Consider the following 21,390-nt stretch of genomic DNA (forward strand, 5'->3'; position numbering starts at 1 on the left):
CTTGCAAGCGGCATGTTACGAATATTTTAAAGAAGGCGGTGAGGCACAGATTCTCATCGCCAAAAACGATAAAGAAGTCCAAAAGCTTAAAGACGCAGTTGCCCTAGCAGGTAAAAAACCCTTTGCTTTGCCTGATTTTAGGGCAAAAAAAGGGGAGGATTTACGCGCGTATAGCGCAGAGTTGTATGCCTTGTTGGCGGCGCTAAACCACTTCGCCAATGAAGCTTCCCCTAAAAAAGTCTTAATCGCACCCTTAAGAACCCTGCTTCATCCCCTTCCTTCTCCCAAACTACTGCTTAAGCGTACGCTTTCCTTTGGAGAAACCTTGTCCTTGCCTCAGTTTAAAGAAGAGCTCTTGCACTGGGGATACACCTTTGTAGACGTGGTGGAATCCCATGGTGAAGTCTCCTTTCGTGGGGATATCATCGATATTTTTTCCATCGATGCTTCACAGCCTGTGCGCATTAGTTTGTTTGGGGACGAGATTGAAAGCATGCGCTACTTTGCCTGCGAGAGCCAAAAAAGCGAGAAAACAGAACTCGAATCGGTGAGCTTTTTGCCTGCCTTGTTTGGGTTGGACGAAACAAGCCATACCGTGGTTGCTTCGGCGGTGGAGAAAACTTCTAGTGACGCCTTTGTGAAAGACATGCTCTCTTTGGGATTTTGGGGGTTAGGGGAGCTTTCTATGGATTATTTGAGCCATTTTGAAGCACGGGTTGCGCAAAAAATGGACGGGGAAATCGCCGAGGTTGCACTTTTTGATGAAACCCTTGACACAGCGCGCCTTTTGGCTATCCCTCCCTTGCCTGAGCCAACGGTGTACCAAGATATCGAAGTGAGTGTTCCTAAAACTTTTTTATCTTTTCATCCGACCAAGCGTATTACGCTATTGGCGCGCAACGAAGCCTTGCTAAAACACGCAGAACTCGAAGGGGTGGGGCGGTTTAAAGAAAGCCCGTTGATTGTCAATCTGATGAGCAAAGAGGAGATTATCCTCTCGCTTAACAAACCCCTTTCTAAAAAACGCCCCAAGCGCCCGTCCATGATTTTGGACGAGTTGCGTGTTGGGGATTACGTGGTGCACGAATCCTACGGGGTTGGGATTTTCAAAGGCTTAACCAACACCACCGTCCTTGGGGCGACGCGAGATTTTGTGACCATCCTTTACCAAGGAGAGGACAAGCTTTTACTGCCTGTTGAGAACTTGCACGTCATTGACCGTTATATTAGCGATGGTGGTGGATTGGCCGTGCTTGATAAGCTTGGTAAGGGAAGTTTCCAAAAACTCAAAGCCAAAACCAGGGAAAAGCTCTTTGAAATTGCCCAAGAAATTATCGACATCGCAGCAAAACGGGAATTGGTGGAAGGCTTCCTTATTGACGCGAGTGATGAAGCCATCGCCTTGTTTCGTGCCCAAGCGGGGTTTGAATACACTGAAGACCAAGAGCGTTGTATCGAAGAGGTGTTTGGAGATATGCGTTCGGGAAAGGTGATGGACCGGCTCATTAGCGGTGATGTGGGCTTTGGAAAAACCGAAGTGGCTATGAATGCCATCCTTGCGACAGTCAAAAGTGGCTATCAAGCAGCCTTTATCGCTCCAACCACCTTGCTCTCTTCTCAGCATTTCAAGAGCCTTAACGCCCGTTTTAAAGATTTTGGCGTGCGTGTGGCTAAATTAGACCGCTTTTCAAGCACCAAAGAGCGCACCAGCCTTTTGAAGGGTTTGGCCGAGGGGAGTATTGATGTGTGTATCGGTACCCACGCACTGTTGGGTGCACCCATGAAGAACCAAGCGTTACTAGTGATTGATGAGGAGCATAAGTTTGGCGTGAAACAAAAAGAAGCACTGAAAAATATGCGTGCCAATATCCACGTGCTTTCCATGAGTGCAACGCCCATTCCCCGTAGCCTTAACATGGCGCTGAGCTCCATTCGCCAATATTCTCAAATCCTCACCCCACCCAAAGAGCGCGAAGACGTGCGCACCTTTGTCAAAGAATACGACAGTGTCTTGGTCAAAGAAGTGTTATTGCGAGAGATTCGCCGAGGTGGGCAGATTTTTTACGTGCACAACCGTATTGCGAGCATTGAATCCAAGGCCAAAGAGTTGCGTGAAATCATCCCTTCCCTTCGGATTTTAGTGCTGCACTCCCATGTGAGTGCTACCTTTACCGAAAAAGAGATGTTGCGCTTTGAAGCGGGCGAATACGATGTGCTACTTTCAACTTCTATCATCGAATCGGGCATCCACTTGCCCAATGTCAACACCATGCTAATAGAGGCTTCAGACCACTTTGGGATTGCAGATTTGCACCAGCTTCGCGGGCGCGTTGGGCGTGGTGCACGGCAGGGCTTTTGTTATTTTTTAGTAGAAAACAAAGAAGCCCTCACCGACCAAGCGAGAAAACGGTTGGTCGCCTTGGAGTCAAACTCCTTTTTAGGAAGCGGGTCGGTGCTTGCTTACCATGATTTGGAAATCAGAGGCGGGGGAAATTTGATTGGCGAGGCGCAAAGTGGGCACATTAAAAACATTGGCTACTCGTTGTACCTCAAGATGCTTGAAGATGCTATCGGGGAGTTGATGCACCATGAAAAAAGCGAAAAGAAAGAGATTGATTTAAAACTCTCCATTAGCGCGTACATTAGCCCCGAATGCGTGGGCGAAGACCGAGTCCGGCTAGAGCTTTACCGACGCCTAAGCCACTGCAAGAGCGTGCAAGAAGTGTATGAGATTGAAGAAGAGATGTGTGACCGTTTTGGGAGTATCGACACGCCAACTAAGCAGTTTTTAGAGTTGATTGTGGTGAAGATTTTGGGGATGGCGTGTCAGGTTTCTAGTATCGCCAATTACCAGCAAAGCATTACAATAACCCTTGAGGGTGGAAAAAAAGAGCTCTTGAACTCCCCAAGCAAAGACGACGATGACATTCTTGCTACCACCCTTGGGTATTTGCGAAAAAAGGAGAAAGCATGAGCGGTATTGTTTGGGCAAGCACCAAAGCGGCCATTTGGCGCCCTAAAAAACAAACCTTGCGCCCTGTAAAAGAGATTGACCCGGTGGGGTTGGACGATTTAGTGGGGATGGAGCGCCAAAAAGAGGTGCTTTTGGCAAACATGCACCAATTTTTGAAGGGAAACCCCTTTAACCACGTGTTGCTTTGGGGTGCTAGAGGGACAGGAAAATCCTCTTTGGTTAAAGCCTTGCTTAATGGCTTTAACGACCAAGGGCTGCGCTTGATTGAGTTTGCCAAGGAAGATTTAAAAGATTTACCAGAAATCGTGGATGAGTTGCGTGAATTGCCCTATTGGTTTTTGGTTTTTTGCGACGACCTTTCCTTTGAAGAAGGTGATGTGAGTTACAAGGGCCTTAAGCCTATCTTGGAAGGTTCCATTGAACTTCCCCCGCGCAATGTCATGGTGTGCGCCACTTCCAACCGCCGCCATTTGATTGCAGAACACGTGAGCGACAACCAAGGCACCCGTGTTTCTCAAGGGGAACTACACTACTCAGATAAGGTGGAGGAAAAGATTTCCCTCTCAGACAGGTTTGGCTTATGGCTTTCGTTTTACCAAGGGACGCAACAAGAATACTTAGACATTGTGGAACATTATTTTAAAGATTACCAAGGGGACAAGGCCGTGCTTCATCTTGCCGCCAAGCAGTTTGCCGCCTCCCGTGCTTCACGAAGCGGGCGCACGGCCAAGCAGTTTTTTAATGCCCATGGCGGCCTATTTTTAAACAAAGGCACAACATGCGAGTAGGGTTTATTGGTGATGTGGTAGGACGCCCTGGGCGCAAGTTGATTCAAACCCATTTAAGAGCACTCAAAGAACAATATGCCCTAGATTGCGTGATTGCCAATACCGAAAATGCTAGCCATGGGTTTGGCCTTAGTATCAAACATGCCCACGAGCTTTTTCAAGCAGGCGTGGATATGATGAGCGGGGGAAACCACACGTGGGATAAAAAAGAGATCATTCCTCTTTTGGAAACCCATCCCATTTTGCGTCCTGTGAACTACCCCAAAGGCGTCCCTGGACGCGGTGTTGGGTATGTGCGCAGCAAAGAGTATACGCTGGCGGTTGTGAACCTCATGGGCCACTTTACCATGCCCATGTGTGATAATCCTTTTATTAGCATCCTTGAAACCCTTGAAACACTAGAGCCTCACGATGGGGTGTTGATTGATTTTCATGCGGAAGCCACCAGTGAAAAACGCGCTTTGTTTGCGCTGCTAAAAGGCAAGGTGTCTGCTATTATCGGGACGCACACGCATGTGGGGACGGATGATTTGACACTAGAAAAAGGAACGGCGTATTTGAGCGACATTGGCCTAACAGGGTGTCGGGACAATGTCATTGGTATGGACGAAGCCGCACCCTTGAAGCGTTTTTTAACAGGTCTTCCTGCCTCTTTTGAAATACCCAACCGTTGCAAAGGCATTTTGCAGATGGTGGTGATGGAATTTGCGGGTAAGGAGTGCCAAGAGGCCTTTAAAATCAAGCTTTACGAAGATACCCCCATCCTTACGCAGGCGTGGCATGAGACGTAGCATTGAACTCCTAGAAGGTTTGAAGCATTCAGGCATCAACGCAGTTTCTCGCGACCCTTTTTGGTGGCCCAACAGCGGCACATTTGAGGTTGTTGTGGGCGCGGTGCTAACCCAACAAGCCAAATGGGAGCGCGTGGAAGAGAGCTTGGACGCTTTGCGCGCGCAAAAAGCCTTACATGTAAAGGCTTTGGCAGCAATGGACGAACAGCGCGTGATGGAGTGTATTCGCCCAAGTGGGTGTTTTAAGGCTAAAGCCGTCAATCTTGTGCGTCTTGCGCAGGCTATTGAGGCAGAGTTTGAAACCTTTGAAACCTTTGCCAAAGAAGTAGAGCGCGACTGGTTGCTCGCACAAAGAGGCATAGGCCCTGAGAGTGCTGATGGGATTTTGTGCTACGCTTGCTACAAAGAAGCGATGGTGGTGGATAGCTACACCGATAAATTACTGCGCTATTATGGCTATACCTTTGAGAGCTACGAGATGCTCCAAGAGTGGCTAATAGAAGGCCTTGAGGATGCGCAAGTAACAACACTTTATGGAAAAGAGCTCTCACGCGTGGAGCTTTATGCAAGGTTTCATGGAAAAATCGTGGAGTTTTGCAAGGGAAAAATAAAACGTGGGGTGTTAACACAGGGGATTCCAGGCTTAAGCCTGGAAGATTAGAGGCCTTTTTCTTCTTTAAATGCTAAAATCATGGTATACGCTTCGTCTTTTAGGCGAAGTTTTTCTTTTTTGAGGGTTTCAAGTTCAAAACGCTCCATATGCTCGCGCCCTTCTTCGACATCGACAATCTTTTTATCAAGTTCGTTGTGACGTTCAAAAATCTTTGCAAAATGCGCGTTTTCTACTTTGACTTTTGAGATGATGTCTCGGTATTCGTGTAGCATCGCTACCTCCTTGGTGGTTTTGTGAAAGTATAGCCATCTGTCTCTAAGAAAGGGGTTAAAAAGGGGGCATGAACGACACCCATGCCCCGTGCAAGAGAGAGAAAGTAAGGGTTGATTATGAGCGGTAATCGGCGTTGATGGTAACGTATTGGTGCCCAAGATCACAGCCATAAGCTGTAAATGCGCCAGAACCCACACCCAAATCACAACGGATGGTGTAGCTTGCTTGCTTCATGACGCTACCTGCCTTCATCTCGCGTTCTTTGTCAAGTTCACGGTGGGTGTTGCTAAAGACAAGCACATCATCGTAAAAAATCGTTAGGGTTTCATCATTACATGCAACCCCACTCGCCCCAATCGTAGAGGCGATGCGTCCCCAGTTGGGGTCTTCGCCAAACAACGCGGTTTTTACAAGTAAGGAGTTGCTAAGGGCTTTGGCGGCTTTTTTGGCTTCTTCGTCGGTCGTTGCGCCAATCACCTCAAAGGCAACCAATTTAGTCGCCCCTTCCCCGTCTCGAACAATCTCAAGAGCGAGGTGTTTGGTGAGCAAGGCTAAAGCTTCTTTGAAAGCTTCTTTATCATAGCCCCCACTTTGGCCGTTGCTAAGTAGCAATACCGTGTCGTTGGTGGAAGTGTCACCATCGACGCTAGCAGCGTTAAAGGAGTGTTCAACAGCATAAGAGAGTGCCTCTTTGGCGTCGGCTTTGGGGAGTGCGGCATCGGTGAGGATGAAGCACAGCATGGTGGCCATGGCAGGGTTAATCATCCCTGCTCCTTTGCAAATGGCGGCAAGGTGAAAGGGGGCACCGTGTTCGGGCTCAACGCGAAGGCAGAGCTCTTTTTTAAAGCTATCGGTGGTCATGATGGCGCGGGCGGCCGCGTCGGAATTTTTGGCGTTAAAATCAAATTTGGAAAAAGCATGGGAAATTTTTTCTTGGTTAAGGCGGTAGCCGATGACGCCTGTGGAGCTCATGATGGGATTGTGAAGCGCGGGATAGGTTGCGCGCAAGGAGGCAAAAAGCGCGTCAATGTCTTCCACTCCCTTGGTTCCTGTCATGGCATTGGCGTTTTTGGCATTCATGAGCACAAAGTTGGTTTGAAAGTTTTCAGGATACCGCTTAAAGTGCACAATGGGTGCCGCTTGAAAACGGTTGGTGGTAAAGACGGCTTCAACATCACAAGGAGCGTCGGAGCGGATAAAAGCGACATCATTAGCCCCATTTGGCTTAAGCCCAACGCTCACACCGTCGCAGTAAAAGCCTGCAACATTTTCAAGACTTCCTTTGATAGGAAAGATGTTAAACATATTTTAATTCCTCGGGTTTTTCTTTTTTTCGGATGATGCGTTTGGTGGCATGGATGCTCTCAATGGTGCCTACCACCAAGAGTTTGCTGCCTGTACCAATGAGGGTGTCGCCGCGTGGCATGGGAGAAAATTTCCCTTTGGCGTCGCGAATGCCCACGATACTCACATTGGTAATGTCCCGCAAATGGGCTTCTTTGATTTTCTTAAACCGCATCCAAGAGTGATCAGGAACCACAATCTCTTCCATGTCGATGGCAGATTTTTTTTGGTACAAAAAGGTTTCAATCATATTTTCCATATCGGGCCGGATGCTCATGGCGCTTAGGCGTTGCGCGACAAGTTTGGTGGGGGAGACAACCGCATCCGCTCCTAGTTTTTTGAGCTTTTCTATGTCGATTTCATTGTCTGCATTGGCCATGATAAAATAAGGGCGTTTCAGGCCAAGTTCTTTTTCATACAACCGTGCCGAAGCGATTTGAGCGATGTTATCCGCGATGTTTTCGCTTAGTGTAATCATCCCTTTGGCGCTGGAAAAGTGTGATTTTAACAGAGCAATTTCCGTGTGCGGCTCTTCTTGCAAGAAATAGGGGTATTTAAACTGGTGGGCGGTTTTTGCAAAAGAATCACCCGGGTCTACAACCACAAAAGGGACATGGTTTTCGCGAAATTGTTTTGCCAGTTGGATGGTAAACTCGTTGTGATAGCAGATAACAAAGTGGTTTTTGAGACGTGCGATGCGGTACAGCATACTGCGCTCCTTGATGATACGAATGAGATCGCCCTTGTTGAGCACTTGAACTAAAACACCGATGGAGAAAGAAAAGACACCAAATCCGATGATAATGAGCGTCACAGTGAAGAGGCGACCCAGTTCGGAAATGGGGGCGATTTCGCCAAAACCAACCGTAGTAAAGGTAATGCCAGATTGGTAAACAGCGTCGGAGAGGGACATGTCGTCGATGAAGACATACCCTAGGGTCCCAAACATCATTGCCAAAACGACAGAGATGATAGGGACGCGAAAAGGGCGGAGTTGTTCGTAAAGCTCGGTGTTGAGGCTTATCTCAGGTGTGGCCTTTTCAGACCAGTTGAGGAATTTTTTCAGCTTATGCGCAAACTTGGGCGCGGACGGCACGGAGGCGATTCCTCATGAAAACGCGGGTTACGCGTTTTTCTTCATGGTGCGAAGCGTTGAGGCTGCGACTTTGATTTTGCGTGTTGTTCCATCTTCCAACATCACACGAATCGTGCGGAGGTTTGGAAGAAAGCGACGCTTTGTTTTATTGTTGGCGTGGCTAACGTTGTTGCCAACGATTGGACCTTTGCCAGTAATTGCACATCTTCTTGCCATTAGGGATCCTTGGTAAAATTTGGTGTATTGTACAAAAAGGAAGCAAAAGACTGACTTAAAACCCCTCGTACAAGTAAGGCGCGTATTGTACCACAATTTTCTTTACATGTAAAAGGTTTTAGCTTGCATTTAGAGACTTTTTATGAAAGGGGTGCTATCATGGCCTATCCTCAAGAAAAGGGTGCTTGGCTCATGATTTCCCGTGACATAATCGACCACTATATCGCACAAGTTCCTGCTATTCCAAAGATTGTCAAAGCGTGTTCTGCGGCACTGGCTGAGGGAGACTTGGTTAAAGCGGCGGATTGTGCGGCCCAAGATGGCGCATTGATGCTGTATTTGCGTGAAATTGTCAATAAGCCTATTTTTGGCTTTCGCTCAGAGATTAAAGAACCGCGCCAGATTTTTGGTGTGTTGGGGCTGTTTCGGGCCCGCCAAATCCTTTACAGTTACTATACGCGCTTGCTAATGCCCACGCGTTGGGAGGTTTTTGACTTGGATTCGCGCACTTTTCAAGAGCTCCAAGCGCAACTTATGGTGAAATGGGAAGGTCTCATGGAAGAGCTTGGATGCCAAAGTATCGAAATCTCCAAGGCGGCTTCCATCATCCCTGCTACCTTTGCGGCATGTGAGGGGATTTTTAAACATGAGGTGCAAACCTTGCGCTTGTTGCAAGCGCAAAAAGCCGTGAGCTATGAGGCGATTTTATATAAAATGAGTGGGCTTGATTTTTTTGATTTAGCCTGTATGATTGCGCAAAAATGGGAGCTTTCTGGGGAGCTTATTCACTTTTTACAGGCCTTAAAAGACCCCGAAGCAGACAATGATCGCGTGGTGTATTTTAAACTTTTGTTGCAGTATGAGCTTAGCCGTGATCTGTTTGTGCGCTGTGGAATCAACAATTTTTTTGAGTTGGAGATAGAGGCGAGCGAAGCACAGGTGGAACATTTTTATGCGTGTGTGTCAAAGTTTGAAGCATGAGACCGACGCTTAAAAATAGCCTAGCCATTTTTACGCCCCAGGGTTTTTTAGACGGGGAGAATGCCAGAGCGATTATTGAGCCTCAAGACATCCAATTTTTAGTGGAAAAAAAGTGTGAAGCGGCCCTCATTTCTTTGAAAAAAATGATTTTCTTTAACAAGCGTGGGTTAACGACCATCGTTGAGTTGCTCAAGCAAATTCAAGAAAAAACAGGCGCACTGATTGGGTTTTGCGACTACAATCTTAAAAAATACAATACCATTATGGAGATGTACCAGCACAAGGTTTCCTTTTCACTGTACGAAACCGAAGCCATCGCTGCGTTGTTTGTGGGCGTTCCTTTGGGGGAAAACCTGGAGGAAAAAAAGATTATTGTGTACAACGACAACGTGGAACAAAAAAACCAGTTGGTGTTAGAATTGTACGAGCGAGGCTACAAGCCTAGTATCGCCAAATCCAAAGTGCATTTTGCAGAACAAAAACCCCTAAACGATTTTGCTATCTCAAATTCCTACATCGGTTCATCCGAAAAACACTTGCAAATACACATTAAAGACAACGTCATCGTGTACAGTTTGAGTAACTTTGTGGATTCGGGATTGGTGGAAAAATTTGACATGCGCTACCATGAAAACTCCCTTCGGGTGGGGTTTTTGTTTTTTCTCTTTAATGCCCACACGGTTTCTTCCATTAACGTGCATGGGGTCAACTTTCTCTCTCGCCTCTCCACCGCAGGCGCAGAACACGGGGCGACGATTGCCGTGTGCGGGTTGACACGACGCAGTATTGCAGACTCTTTGCGCGAAGAGCTTGAAGATGCAGGGGTGTTGTTGTACGATTCTATGAAGGATTTTTTTGACGATGAAGCCTTGCTAGGCGAAAGTGGCGGTGGCGCGATTAATACGAAAAAAACCCAACACGTCACCAAGCAGTTGGTCGAAGTGCTTCCTGGTATCACCCAAACCGCCATGCACACCATCGAAACAATGACACAATGCAAGGTTCACAAAGAATCCCTTAAAATCCAACCCCTAACCCTCCAAGAAACTGACTCTATGATGGGTGTGGCGTTGGCATTTTTTGGGGATTTGAGTGGCTTGTTGCTTGTGGTCTTTGAAGAAGAAACAGCGCGCAAGGCGTGCCAAGTGCTCCTAGAAGACAGCGCGAACGCTTCCCGTCAAGACCTCATGGACGCCTTGGGTGAATTTGTCAACATCATCGGAGGAAAGTTTGTCCAACAGATGATGAAAAAACAGCGTAAGATTGACATCACTATGCCCCGTACCTTTGTACGGGTTTCGGAAATTTTTCAACATAAGAAAGAAAAAAGAGGGGCGCAAGTGGACTTTCTTGTAGAAGGCAAGCCCCTGACACTATTTTTAACCAAATAAGGAGCGTTATGTACGTAGCACCTAGTATTCTCTCGGCAGATTTTGGACGACTTAATGAAGAGATTCAAGCCATTTGTGAAGGGGGTTGTGACCTTGTGCATGTTGATGTCATGGACGGGCACTTTGTTCCTAATCTGACCATCGGGCCAGTGGTAGTTTCTGCCGTTGCCAAGGCAGCCACTAAGCCTTTAGACATTCACCTCATGGTAGAAAACAATACGTTTTTTGTGGACTTGTTCGCACCCTTGAAGCCTAAATTTATCTCCTTTCATATCGAAGAAGAAAAACACCCCCATCGGTTGATTCAAAAAATCCGAAGTTATGGGATTTCTCCCGCGCTCACCCTCAACCCTCATACCCCGCCAGAAGCCATTGAGTTTTTGCTCGATGAGGTTGATATGGTGTTGCTTATGAGTGTCAATCCTGGCTTTGGCGGTCAGCAGTTTATCCCCAGCGTCCTAGAGAAAGCCAAACGCCTTCGCGCGATGATTGATGCGCGTAACGCTAAAGTGCTTATCGAAGTAGACGGTGGCGTCAACGGGCTCAACGTGCGCGATTTGGACGAAGCGGGCGTGGACATCGTCGTGGCGGGCAATTACGTCTTTGGTTCGGCGGATTACGCCCATGCTATTGCGTCGTTAAAAGTCTAACATGCCCCGCGTGAAAATTTGTGGTATCACGAACCTTGAGGATGCACTTGGCGCAATTGCCCTTGGTGCGGATGCCCTTGGATTTGTGTTTTATCCGCCCTCACCGCGTTTTGTTACCCCTGAAGTTGCCGCGCAAATTGTTGCTAAACTCCCCCCTTTTGTGGAAAAAGTAGGGCTTTTTGTCAACGAAGAAGCGGCTTTTGTAAACGCTACATGTAAGGCTGTTAAATTGACCTTAGCACAGATTCATTGGGACGCGCCAGAGGCGTTTTATGCGGCCCTTGAGGTGCCTTTTTTGCCGGTGGTGCGCGTTACATGTAAAGAAGATTTGACGCGGTTTTCTGGCCGTTACCGCTTGGTAGACGCTTTTGTGGAAGGCTATGGCGGTGCGGGAAAACGCATTGAAAAAGCGTGGTTTGAAGGGGCAGAATGCGACAAAATGATTGTCGCGGGTGGGCTAGAGGCGGCTATGTTGGGCCAACTTCGCCCCTTTGGATTTTACGGCTATGACGTGAGCAGCGGCGTGGAAGCGCACAAGGGCAAAAAGTCATACCAAAAAATGGCTGATTTTATCCAAGAAGCGAACGCGTGAGACGGTTTGATAGAATCGCGTTGCGACTCGCCAGAGAAAGTCTGCCGTTTTCGGAAGTTTCTTACCGCCTTGAATCCATTGAAGATCTGTGTGCGTGTGACGTGGAAGACATGGAACAACTCCGTCTCATGGGCCTTCCCTTAGTGCGTACAAACGACACGCATGTGACACTTGCTACCCGTTTAAACAAGGTAGAGGCGCAGCGTTATTGTGTGGTGGACATCGAATGCAACGCCAGCGACCCAGCTAAAGGACAGATGATTGAGGTGGGTGCAGTGATGCTAGAAGGACGCGAAGAAGTAGGACGGTTTGAGTCTTTGGTGCATGCCAAGGAAATCCCTCCGGTGATTGAAACCCTCACAGGGATTGGCCTTGAGGATGTGCGCGAAGCCCCATCGCTTGGGAGTGTGCTTGAAGCCTTCCGCCTTTTTTTAGGGGATGCGGTGTTTGTGGCGCATAACGTGGGATTTGATTATTATTTTATCTCCGCTTCTTTTGAGCAACAAGGCTTTGGCCCCATGCTTAACCGCAAACTGTGCACCATCGACTTGGCGCAAAAGACCATCGAATCTCCGCGATATGGATTGGATTTTTTAAAAGAGGTATTGGGTATCGAAGAAGAGGGGCGTCACCGTGCGTTGGCGGATGCTAAAAGTGCGGCACAGATTTTCATCGCCTGTCTTGACAAGCTTCCCCCTGAAGTGTGCACGGCGGAGGATTTGATTTATTTTAGCAAGCCAAACCCCAAAAAACGCAAGCTCCAACCCCCTAAAACCTAATCAATCAAATAGCGATTTTTGTACTCCACGTAACGGTGCGCTGAGGTGTAAAGTTGGGCAACCTCTTCCTCGGTCAGCTCGCGAACACGTTTAGCGGGGGCACCTAGGATGAGAGAGCGGGGCGGAAACACCTGATTTTTGGTCACTAGCGCCCCCGCGCCCACGATGGACTCTTTTCCGATGCGCGCGTTGTCTAAAATGGTCGCGCTCATACCAATGAGGCAGGTGTCTTCGACAACACATCCGTGCAACATGACACGGTGCCCAATAGTAACATCATCACCTAAGATCGTCGGGTTTCCGTCGCTTTTATCGGGCAGGGTGTAGTGGGTAACGTGGAGCATGGAGAGGTCTTGGATGTTGCACCGCTTGCCAATGATAATACGGTGCACGTCGCCACGCAAGACGCAGTTAAACCACACGGAACTCTCTTCTCCAATGGTCACATCTCCGATGATATCGGCACTTGGTGCTACAAAAACACTCGGATGAATGGCGGGCGAAATGCCCTCAAAAGGTAGGCGCATTAGCTCTCCTTGAACAACTTTCTAGTGAGTTGGTCAATCTTGGAAGAGGTGGCATCTTTTTTGACGGTTTTGTAGATGCGGTTGATGTAATCTTCCAAAATCTGATGGTTGTCAATCACTTTGGCCTCTTCGGCAAGCTCGGGCTTCTTGTACTCGCCATCCATGCCCAGATACCAACTTAGCGCGTTATCGTTAAGCTGGAGTTGAAGCACTTCGTAGAGTTTTTGGCGCAAGGCGGGTTCCATGATGGGCGTCATGAGTTCCAAGCGCCGTTCCAAGTTCCGCGGCATCCAATCAGCACTTGAGATGTACATTTGCACCGGAGCATTTTTAAAGAAAAAGATGCGCGCGTGTTCAAGATACTTGCCGATGATGGACTTGACTTCAACCGTTTCACTCACCCCTTCAACCCCTGGGCGCAAACAACAAATCCCCCGCACGATGAGCTGAACCTTAACCCCTTGCGTAGAAGCGTTGTAAAGGGCTTTGATAACATCAGGGTCAACCAAGGAATTCATTTTGGCGATGACATGCCCTTCGGTGCCTAGCGTGGCTTCGTGGTTTATCATGGCGATGACACGGTTTTTGATTTGCATGGGCGACATGGAAAGGGTGTCGAGTTTGCGGTTTTTGGAAAAGCCCGAAAGGATGTGAAAAAATGCTGTGGAGTCTTTGGCAAATTCTTCTTTACATGTAAAGAAACTCACGTCTGTGTAGATTTTAGCGGTACTGGCGTTGTAATTGCCTGTGCCAAAATGCATGTAAAACCGTAGTTTGTTGTCAATCTGGCGAATGATTTGGGTCACTTTGGCGTGAACCTTAAAGCCCGTGATGCCATAAATCACATGGGCCCCCGCACTTTCAAGTTCTTTGGCCCAGTGGAGGTTGTTTTCTTCATCAAAGCGCGCTTTGAGTTCGACCATCACGGTAACTTGCTTGCCTTCACTGGCTGCGTCGATGAGGGATTGGATGATTTGTGAGTTTTTTTCTACACGGTACAGGGTCATGCGGATAGAGATGACCTTGGGGTCTTTGGCCGCTTCTTTAATCATGCGGGTGATGGGGTCAAAACTCTCATAAGGGTGCGCAAGCAACACATCGCCCCGCTCAATGACGTTAAACACCGACTCACTGCTGCTAAAAGGTGGCAGTGTTTTAGGGGAGTTTGGCGGGGTGTTGAGGTGGGAAAAGTCTTTATTGCCCACAATCTGCCAAAGGGCGGGCAGGTTGAGGGGCATGGTGTACATGTAAATGTCTTTGGGAAAGATTTTCATGTGGGAATTGAGAAATTCAATGATGTCAGGATCGGCGTCTTTTTCAATCTGCAAACGCACAAATGCCCCTTTACGGCGCATTTTGAGCCCTTGTTCTAAAATCATCATAAAATCGTCCGCTTCTTCTTCTTCGATGACCATGTCCGCGTTGCGTGTGACGCGAAAGGGCGCGGAAGAGATGAGCTGGTAGCCCGGGAAGATTTCTTCGGCGTGTTGGTGCACGATGGATTCGATGGGCACGTAGACGTTATCTGCCACTTGATAAAAGCGCGGCAAGACGCGTGGGATGCGAATCATGCCGTATTTGTTTGTCTCGGGGCGGTCTTTATCTTGGAGTTTGACCGCTACGGAAAAGCTAAGGTTATTAAGGTGCGGAAAAGGGTGCGTTGCGTCCACGGCGATGGGTACGATGACAGGGAGAATGTTGGAGAAGAAGAATTCATCCGCCTTGATTTTGTAACTCTCGTCCAAATCATCGTAAGAGCGGATGAGTAAGTTTTCTTGCTCAAGCCCTTTAACGATGCTGTGATAGCTTGCCTCTAAAATCTCTTTTTCTTCGGCCACATAGCGTCTGATTTCACGCAACTGATCAAGTGGAGCTTGCTCATCTGCACCAGTGACAACGATACCTGCGGCAAAAAGCTGTTTGAGTCCTGCCACGCGAATCATGTAAAATTCGTCCAAGTTGGTGGCGTAAATGGCCAAAAATTTAAGCCGTTCCAAAAGGGGCAACGAACCCTTTTCGGATTCGTGCAGCACGCGCGTGTTGAAGCGTAACCACGAAAGCTCTCGGTTGATGTACAAAGATGGATCATTAAGTGAAACAGCCATGGTTTCCCCTTTTATGCGAAAAATCTACCTGTAAAAAGTGGCTGATTATACCCAAGAAAGGATAATAAAAAGGTTACATGTAAAGGCGTGTAGTGTGCTAGCTAGGAAATTTTAAATGCTTTAATAATGGCGTCAATCTTTTTGATAAGAACACTTTCTATGTTGTTTTTTGAATAAATATAAACCAAAACAATCGTATTTTCAATTTTTGTATAAGTAATAACACGGTAACCACCACTTTTGCCTTTGTTGCTAGAAAGGTTTTTGAGCCGAATTTTATATTTTCCATCCCCAAGAGAAACGCCAAAATCTGGCTGATGGTGAAGTTTGCCAATTAATAATTCATATTCTGCTATAAGAAGTCGGTCTTTTTTTAAAAGTTTTTTGAACTCTTTCTTGAAGGTGTCGGTAACCTTAATTTCCACTTTTTAGCTCGGTCAAAAAATCTTCTGCTGTCGATAAGGTCTTAGTGCCTTCTTTAAACTGCTTGACTTCTTCAAGGGATTTTTTTAGGTTAGAAGTGTGTAAGTCTGTTTTTAAGAATGTGAGAAAATCGCGAAGAAGACTACTGTCGTCATCACCGTACTTAAGGTAAATATACTGCTCTAGTTCAGCATTATTCAGGTGGATTGTTTGCATTTTGCGACTCCTTTGGTGCTTGATTTTAGCAAAAAGAGGTTAAAAACTACAACTTGCGCAATTTCATAATCTCATCTCGCAATGCGGCGGCTTTTTCAAATTCTAACTCTTTGGCGGCCGCGTGCATTTGAACGCTGAGTTCTTTGATGATTTTTTGCCGTTCGCTGGCGGGGAGTTTGTCGATGTTTTTGTGCCGCGAGGCCAGTTCGCCGTGGTCTTCGACGCGTAAGTTTTCATCCAGTTTGCGCAGGGTGCTTTTGGGTGTGATGCCGTGTTTTTCATTGAAAGCACGCTGTTTATCGCGACGTTGGGTGGTGATGTCGATGGCGCGTTGCATGGAGCCCGTGATTTTGGAGGCAAAGAGGATGACGTGGCCGTTGACATTACGCGCGGCCCGACCCATGGTTTGCACGAGGCTGGTTTCACTGCGCAAAAACCCCTCTTTGTCTGCATCTAGCACGCCAATAAGGGAGACCTCGGGGAGGTCAAGCCCTTCGCGCAAAAGGTTGATGCCAATGAGCATGTCAAAGTCCCCTTGGCGAAGCCCGCGGATGATTTGGTTGCGTTCAATGGCGTCGATGTCTGAGTGCATGTACTTGACTTTGAGGCCCAGTTCGAGGTAGTAACGGCTTAGTTCTTCGGCCATTTTTTTCGTCAACACCGTCACCAGTACACGCTCATTTTTGGCGATGACGGCCTTGGCGCGGTCGTGAAGCACTTCTACTTGATTGGAGCTTTCGCAAATCTCGATAGTGGGGTCTAAAAGCCCCGTGGGGCGGATGATTTGGTGGGCGACGTTACCTTGTGAGAGTTCGAGCTCCAAAGGGGCGGGTGTCGCGGAAACAAACAGATACGCAGGGGCTTTGTGGATAAACTCATCAAACATTAAAGGGCGGTTATCTAGCGCACTAGGCAAGCGAAATCCGTACTCTACGAGCACTTCTTTGCGGCTACGGTCCCCTGCAAACATGCCCCGAAACTGAGGAAGGCTCACGTGGGATTCGTCGATGATGACAAGGTATTCTTTATTCATAGCCTCAAAATAATCAAAGAGCGTAAAAGGAGTCTCTCCGGGTTGTTTGCCTGTGAGGTGTCTGGCGTAGTTTTCGATGCCCTTGCAAGCACCCGTGGCTTGAATCATCTCTAAGTCAAATTCGACCCGCTGTTTGAGGCGTTGGTATTCAACCAGTTTGTTTTGGGCTTCAAGTTCCGCAAGACGCAAGTAGAGTTCTTCTTCGATTTGCTTGACCGCTTGGGCGAGTCTGGCTTGCCCGACGATGAATTGATTGGCCGCGTAGAGGATGACTTTTTGAGTTTCTTGCAAGGGGGTATTGGTGAGCGCTTCATAATAAGCGATGCGCTCTATCTCGTCCCCGAAAAACTCCACGCGCAAGGCTTCGTCTTGGCTGTACGCGGGGTAGATGTGCACCACGTCCCCATTGACACGAAAATGCCCGCGGTCAAAGACGGTGTCGTTGCGGGTGTAGCCCATCTCCACAAGGCGCAAAAGCAACGTTTTTTGGTGGATGCTCTGGCCCACTTCTAAGATTTGCACCATGCTTTTGTACTCTACGGGGTCGCCTAAGCCGTAGTTAGCAGACACCGAGGCGATGCAGATGACATCATCATAACTCAGCAAGGAAGCAGTGGCGGAGAGGCGCAAACGCTCTAACTCGGCGTTGATGGAGCTGTCTTTTTCGATGAACAAATCTTGCCTAGGGATGTAGGCTTCGGGTTGGTAATAGTCGTAGTAAGAGATGAAATATTCCACATGGTTGTTAGGAAAAAAGCCCTTAAATTCGCTGTAAAGTTGGGCCGCGAGGGTTTTGTTGTGGGTCATGATAAGCGTGGGACGTTTAAGGGCTTTGATGAGGTTGGCCATGGTGTAGGTCTTGCCACTGCCCGTGACGCCTACGAGGGTTTGGTAACGGTTATTTTGGCGCAACGAAGCGGCGAGTTTCTCAATAGCCGCCGGTTGGTCGCCAGCGGGTTCAAAAGGACTATGAAGGTCAAAAAGCGCCACGGAGTTCCTTTTTCTTTTGGGGTGAAATTTGCTACAATGCGCATTATAGCCAAAAGCGTTCTTGCAACAGTGTTTTAAGGGCGTATTGAAACATAAAAGAAGGAGTAGGAGATGTTTGAGGAAACCCGCGTGGTCAATACACTCTCAGGAAGAATTCAAGATTTGCTTGCAAAGTTTGAAGAACTAAAAACCCAAAATGAAACCCTTCGCACAGAGCTTATCAGCGTCAAAGCACAAAGCGAAGCCAAAGATGTGCAGATAAACCGCCTTCAAGAAGACTTGCGTTTAAGAGAAATGGAATCAGAAGATATTTTTGGAAAGATTGAGGCAGTACTAGGACGATGAAAAAAGTGACGGTGAGTATTGCGTCCAAAGATTATACAATTACCCTTGAAGATGCTTTTGCGGAGGCATTTTTGCGGGACATGGAGTTATTTTTGGGAAAGAAAAAAGGGCTAGATACCAAAGAATTACTCACGGCTTTTGTGCAAAAAAGCTATGATTTTTACGCTCAAGAACGCCAAATGCATGAGATGGCGTTAAAAATCGACCAGACATTAAGGCAGGGTTAATACCGCTTGTCTTATAATTCACACGTTTTAAAACAAAACGTACAAAAAAAGGAGTTCCCATGAAACGTGGTTTTACCATGATAGAGTTGATCTTCGTGATCGTAATTTTAGGTATCTTGGCAGCAGTAGCTATCCCAAGATTGGCAGCGACGAGAGATGACGCCGAGGTAACAAGAGCAGCAGCGGATATTGCGACGCTTTACAATGATTTGGCGACAAGCTATACAGCAAGAGGAAGTTGGACGGATTCTAATGCTACAACCGCCATTACTGCTGATGAGTTAAGAAACATAACCGCTGTTGGCAATACTGCCGTAGTAGCTGGAGGTACTGCAATTTCCTATACTATAGCTGCTGATGGTGCAATCTGCATTACTTTAACCTTGGACAATGATGCTGGTACTGTTGAGGCCACTACAAGAAATACTACTGCGGGAACTATTTGCCGACAAGTTATTGGAAGCGATGCTAATACAGATGGTTTATCAAATATTAGAAATTTGGTTTGGAATGATCAAAGCTTAGGCGGACAAAGAGTTATTCGCTAGAGATATGGAGATAAGCTTATGACGCGCCCCGCCTTTACTATGATTGAGATGGTCTTTGTTATTGTCATCCTTGGAATCTTGGCTTCAATTGCTATTCCTCGGTTGGCAGCGACACGTACGGATGCGGCCATTGTTAAAGGGGCGAGTCAAGTTTCCGCAATTCGTAGTGGCATTGTCTTGCAGCGGTCATTACAACTGATGCAAGGCAATGGCAACTATCCTGCTGATTTGGATGATGTGAATGCTGCTGGTCACAGCGTGGCAGGTAAAGAGCTTTTTTACCGAGGCCCCGCAAGTACTACAAATATCCTAGAAAACCCCATTCTTTCAAGCACGGGCAATACCGCCGCTTGGCTAAAAACAGGTGCCAATACCTACACTTTTCGCATTGATAATGCTTCACTTGTTACGTTTACTTACGCTCCGGGGAATGGGCAGTTTACATGTGCCCCTGCGGGAGAGTTGTGCAACGCGCTAACCCAGTGACACACTACTACACCCTTGCACTTCTAGGCTCTGCGCAGCCGTGTTTGACCTATGCGTCATCTCAAGTTTTAGCCATCGGTGCGCGCGTGCGTGCTCCCTTGCAAGGGCGCGAAAAAGAGGCGGTGGTGGTAGAGGCGTGCGAGAAACCAAGCTTTACATGTAAAGAGATTGCGCAAGACTTAGGCGACGTGTTTGCCCTGTGGCAGATGCAGTGCGCGAAGTTTATTAGCGAGTATTATGGGTCTTCTTTGGGCGAAGCGTTGGCGCTCATGGTGCCTTACTCTAAAGACCAAACACCCCCCATTCCCTTTACATGTAACGCTTCGTTGGCCCTTTCTCTTGCCCAACAAAAAGCCAAAGCCTTTTTACTCCAACACGACAAAGCCTTGCTCTTTGGGGACACCGGAAGTGGCAAGACGGAGATTTACCTTGCTTTGATGCAAGAGGTGTTGTGCGCGGGCAAAAGCGCTGTCTTTCTCATGCCAGAAATCGGCCTCACACCTCAGATGAAAGAGCGACTGGAGACACATTTTGGGGTGCGCGTGGCCATCTGGCACTCCAAACTTTCCAAGGCTAAAAAGCAAGAGATTCTTGCACGCATCCATCAAGGAGAGGTGCGCATCGTGGCGGGCCCACGTTCTGCGCTCTTTTTGCCTTTGCGCGAAGTGGGACTCATCGTGGTGGATGAAGAACACGATGAGAGTTATAAATCTTCCTCAAGGCCCCGCTACAACGCCAAAGATGTCGCCTTGATGCTTGGTACCTACGTGGGTGCGCGCGTCGTGTTGGGCAGCGCTACTCCAAGCCTCACAAGCTACGACAAACTCCCTACCATGCGCCTTCGCGGCACCTACTTTCAAAGTTCGCGAAGCATCGTGTACGAATCTGGGCACCATGAACTCACCCCTACTATCATCGCTAAATTGGCACAAGTGGTAGAAAAAAACCGCCAAGCCATCGTTTTTGTCCCCACACGCGCCCATTTTAAACACCTTACATGTAAAGGGTGTGGAGAGCGGTTTGAGTGTCCTTTTTGTGCCGTCTCTATGAGTTTACACAAACACAAAAACGCCCTTGTGTGCCATTACTGCAACTTTGCCCAACCCATCCCTAAAACCTGCCCAACGTGTGGCAGTGAAACCATGGAAGCCAGCCGCATCGGCACCTCTGAGGTCACTGAAACCTTGCGCGAAGCGTTGCCTGCGGTTGTTTTTGAACAATTTGACCGCGACGAAGTGCGCACGGAAAAGCAGTTAAAATCTCTCCTAAAACGCTTTAACAACCGCGAGATAGACGTGCTTGTGGGCACACAGATGCTCAGCAAAGGGCATGATTATCACGACATCGGCCTTTCGGTCATCTTGGGGCTAGATTCGCAACTCTCCCAAGGGGATTTTCGCGCGCGGGAAAAAGCCCTCGCTCTTGCCCTTCAAATCGCAGGGCGTAGTGGGCGAAAAGGCGAAGGGGAAGTCATCATCCAAACCCTAAATCCTGAATTTTTTCACGCGTACATGGACGATTTTGAACGGTTTTTAAAAGAAGAAAAACCCCACCGCGAAGGCCTTTACCCGCCCTTTAAACGGTTGTTGCGTTTGCTTGTTGCTCACGCCAATGAGCTTACATGTAAAGAAGTCGTGGAAGAAGTGCTAGGCAAACTTGTGGCCTACAAAGACCGCGTGGAAGTGGTGGGGCACGGCCCTGCGGACATTGGAAAAATCGCAGGAAAATACCGCTACCACGTGCTACTGCGCTCAGACTCCCCACGCGCTTTGGTACAAGCGGGCCTTACATGTAAAGGGCGTCTTGTGGAAGTAGACATGGACCCTGTGTCGTTTTCCTGACCCTAAGCAAAAGCGTGTTAAGATGTCTCAAAAAAACACGGTCGCATTAACCCTATTCGCTCATTCTCGTTTTGTCATCCTGACAAACCTCCGAGGGTTCTCGTCCAACGCTCGTCCTGAGCGTTTTATGGTCTCGAAAATCCGCTCAAAGGGCTAATGCG

Annotated in this window: 23 protein-coding genes; 14 read left to right on the forward strand and 9 right to left on the reverse strand. The window is 47.8% G+C overall.

Annotated elements, in window-relative coordinates:
- The first annotated feature begins 1 nt into the window (after nt 1).
- The 4 genes from mfd to AC5SLM_RS10745 are packed head-to-tail and all read left to right on the forward strand — an operon-like array spanning nt 2 to nt 5,214.
- Nucleotides 2-2,974, forward strand: a complete 2,973-nt coding sequence (gene mfd, locus AC5SLM_RS10730) for a transcription-repair coupling factor (RefSeq protein WP_495250956.1) — start codon at nt 2-4, stop codon at nt 2,972-2,974.
- Nucleotides 2,971-3,762 carry an ATP-binding protein gene (locus AC5SLM_RS10735; RefSeq protein WP_495250957.1) on the forward strand — a complete coding sequence of 264 codons (792 nt, stop codon included), beginning with the start codon at nt 2,971-2,973 and terminating at the stop codon, nt 3,760-3,762. Before mfd ends, AC5SLM_RS10735 begins: the two co-directional genes overlap by 4 nt.
- The gene (locus tag AC5SLM_RS10740; protein WP_495250958.1) at nt 3,753-4,553 is read left to right on the forward strand and encodes a TIGR00282 family metallophosphoesterase; all 801 of its coding nucleotides are present in this window, start codon (nt 3,753-3,755) and stop codon (nt 4,551-4,553) included. The genes AC5SLM_RS10735 and AC5SLM_RS10740 overlap by 10 nt, the downstream gene beginning before the upstream one ends.
- Complete coding sequence (locus AC5SLM_RS10745; protein ID WP_495250959.1) at nt 4,543-5,214, forward strand: 3-methyladenine DNA glycosylase; 672 nt, start codon at nt 4,543-4,545, stop codon at nt 5,212-5,214. The genes AC5SLM_RS10740 and AC5SLM_RS10745 overlap by 11 nt, the downstream gene beginning before the upstream one ends.
- Here AC5SLM_RS10745 and AC5SLM_RS10750 read toward each other — a convergent pair.
- The 4 genes from AC5SLM_RS10750 to rpmB all read right to left on the reverse strand — a co-directional run bounded on the left by AC5SLM_RS10750 (nt 5,211) and on the right by rpmB (nt 8,095).
- Entirely contained in the window at nt 5,211-5,438 is a 228-nt protein-coding gene (locus AC5SLM_RS10750) for an HP1242/YdcH family protein (RefSeq protein ID WP_495250960.1), read from the reverse strand. The two genes, AC5SLM_RS10745 and AC5SLM_RS10750, sit on opposite strands and share 4 nt — an antisense overlap.
- A 115-nt stretch (nt 5,439-5,553) precedes the next feature.
- Entirely contained in the window at nt 5,554-6,744 is a 1,191-nt protein-coding gene (gene argJ, locus AC5SLM_RS10755; RefSeq protein WP_495250961.1) for a bifunctional glutamate N-acetyltransferase/amino-acid acetyltransferase ArgJ, read from the reverse strand.
- Complete coding sequence (locus AC5SLM_RS10760; RefSeq protein WP_495250962.1) at nt 6,737-7,879, reverse strand: potassium channel family protein; 1,143 nt, start codon at nt 7,877-7,879, stop codon at nt 6,737-6,739. Before AC5SLM_RS10760 ends, argJ begins: the two co-directional genes overlap by 8 nt.
- A 27-nt stretch (nt 7,880-7,906) precedes the next feature.
- Nucleotides 7,907-8,095, reverse strand: a complete 189-nt coding sequence (gene rpmB / locus AC5SLM_RS10765) for a 50S ribosomal protein L28 (protein WP_495250963.1) — start codon at nt 8,093-8,095, stop codon at nt 7,907-7,909.
- Nucleotides 8,096-8,254: 159 nt separating this feature from the next.
- Between rpmB and AC5SLM_RS10770 the strand changes: the two genes are divergently transcribed.
- Genes AC5SLM_RS10770 through AC5SLM_RS10790 form a run of 5 tightly spaced genes read left to right on the forward strand, consistent with a single transcriptional unit; the run spans nt 8,255 to nt 12,488 of the window.
- On the forward strand, nt 8,255-9,076 hold the full coding sequence (locus AC5SLM_RS10770; RefSeq protein WP_495250964.1) for an HDOD domain-containing protein: 822 nt from the start codon (nt 8,255-8,257) through the stop codon (nt 9,074-9,076).
- Nucleotides 9,073-10,467, forward strand: coding sequence for a chemotaxis protein CheX (locus tag AC5SLM_RS10775; RefSeq protein WP_495250965.1), 1,395 nt, complete (start codon nt 9,073-9,075; stop codon nt 10,465-10,467). Before AC5SLM_RS10770 ends, AC5SLM_RS10775 begins: the two co-directional genes overlap by 4 nt.
- An 8-nt stretch (nt 10,468-10,475) precedes the next feature.
- Nucleotides 10,476-11,117, forward strand: coding sequence for a ribulose-phosphate 3-epimerase (gene rpe / locus AC5SLM_RS10780; RefSeq protein ID WP_495250966.1), 642 nt, complete (start codon nt 10,476-10,478; stop codon nt 11,115-11,117).
- Between the two features lies 1 nt (nt 11,118).
- On the forward strand, nt 11,119-11,709 hold the full coding sequence (locus AC5SLM_RS10785) for a phosphoribosylanthranilate isomerase (protein ID WP_495250967.1): 591 nt from the start codon (nt 11,119-11,121) through the stop codon (nt 11,707-11,709).
- Nucleotides 11,706-12,488 (forward strand): 3'-5' exonuclease, encoded by a 783-nt coding sequence (locus AC5SLM_RS10790; protein WP_495250968.1) that lies wholly within the window; start codon nt 11,706-11,708, stop codon nt 12,486-12,488. The genes AC5SLM_RS10785 and AC5SLM_RS10790 overlap by 4 nt, the downstream gene beginning before the upstream one ends.
- Here the strand turns inward: AC5SLM_RS10790 and AC5SLM_RS10795 are convergent.
- The 5 genes from AC5SLM_RS10795 to uvrB form a co-directional block, all read right to left on the reverse strand.
- Entirely contained in the window at nt 12,485-13,015 is a 531-nt protein-coding gene (locus AC5SLM_RS10795) for a gamma carbonic anhydrase family protein (RefSeq protein ID WP_495250969.1), read from the reverse strand. The genes AC5SLM_RS10790 and AC5SLM_RS10795 overlap by 4 nt on opposite strands.
- The gene (locus AC5SLM_RS10800; RefSeq protein ID WP_495250970.1) at nt 13,015-15,120 is read right to left on the reverse strand and encodes an RNA degradosome polyphosphate kinase; all 2,106 of its coding nucleotides are present in this window, start codon (nt 15,118-15,120) and stop codon (nt 13,015-13,017) included. The genes AC5SLM_RS10795 and AC5SLM_RS10800 overlap by 1 nt, the downstream gene beginning before the upstream one ends.
- A 101-nt stretch (nt 15,121-15,221) precedes the next feature.
- Nucleotides 15,222-15,545, reverse strand: coding sequence for a type II toxin-antitoxin system RelE/ParE family toxin (locus tag AC5SLM_RS10805; RefSeq protein WP_495250971.1), 324 nt, complete (start codon nt 15,543-15,545; stop codon nt 15,222-15,224).
- Nucleotides 15,535-15,759 carry a hypothetical protein gene (locus AC5SLM_RS10810; protein WP_495250972.1) on the reverse strand — a complete coding sequence of 75 codons (225 nt, stop codon included), beginning with the start codon at nt 15,757-15,759 and terminating at the stop codon, nt 15,535-15,537. Before AC5SLM_RS10810 ends, AC5SLM_RS10805 begins: the two co-directional genes overlap by 11 nt.
- A gap of 46 nt (nt 15,760-15,805) precedes the next feature.
- Nucleotides 15,806-17,782 carry an excinuclease ABC subunit UvrB gene (uvrB, locus tag AC5SLM_RS10815; RefSeq protein ID WP_495250973.1) on the reverse strand — a complete coding sequence of 659 codons (1,977 nt, stop codon included), beginning with the start codon at nt 17,780-17,782 and terminating at the stop codon, nt 15,806-15,808.
- Between the two features lie 111 nt (nt 17,783-17,893).
- On the opposite strand from uvrB, the gene AC5SLM_RS10820 reads away from it, so the two are divergent.
- From AC5SLM_RS10820 to AC5SLM_RS10840, 5 genes are read left to right on the forward strand one after another with little or no spacing between them, the layout of a single operon-like run.
- Nucleotides 17,894-18,127 (forward strand): hypothetical protein, encoded by a 234-nt coding sequence (locus AC5SLM_RS10820; RefSeq protein WP_495250974.1) that lies wholly within the window; start codon nt 17,894-17,896, stop codon nt 18,125-18,127.
- The gene (locus AC5SLM_RS10825; protein ID WP_495250975.1) at nt 18,124-18,354 is read left to right on the forward strand and encodes a hypothetical protein; all 231 of its coding nucleotides are present in this window, start codon (nt 18,124-18,126) and stop codon (nt 18,352-18,354) included. The genes AC5SLM_RS10820 and AC5SLM_RS10825 overlap by 4 nt, the downstream gene beginning before the upstream one ends.
- Nucleotides 18,355-18,413: 59 nt before the next feature.
- Nucleotides 18,414-18,902, forward strand: a complete 489-nt coding sequence (locus AC5SLM_RS10830) for a type IV pilin protein (protein ID WP_495250976.1) — start codon at nt 18,414-18,416, stop codon at nt 18,900-18,902.
- Between the two features lie 18 nt (nt 18,903-18,920).
- Entirely contained in the window at nt 18,921-19,388 is a 468-nt protein-coding gene (locus AC5SLM_RS10835; RefSeq protein ID WP_495250977.1) for a type II secretion system protein, read from the forward strand.
- Nucleotides 19,367-21,229 (forward strand): primosomal protein N', encoded by a 1,863-nt coding sequence (locus tag AC5SLM_RS10840; RefSeq protein WP_495250978.1) that lies wholly within the window; start codon nt 19,367-19,369, stop codon nt 21,227-21,229. Before AC5SLM_RS10835 ends, AC5SLM_RS10840 begins: the two co-directional genes overlap by 22 nt.
- Nucleotides 21,230-21,390: the final 161 nt, after the last annotated feature.

The sequence above is a fragment of the Sulfurospirillum sp. HTRB-L1 genome (assembly GCF_059415125.1).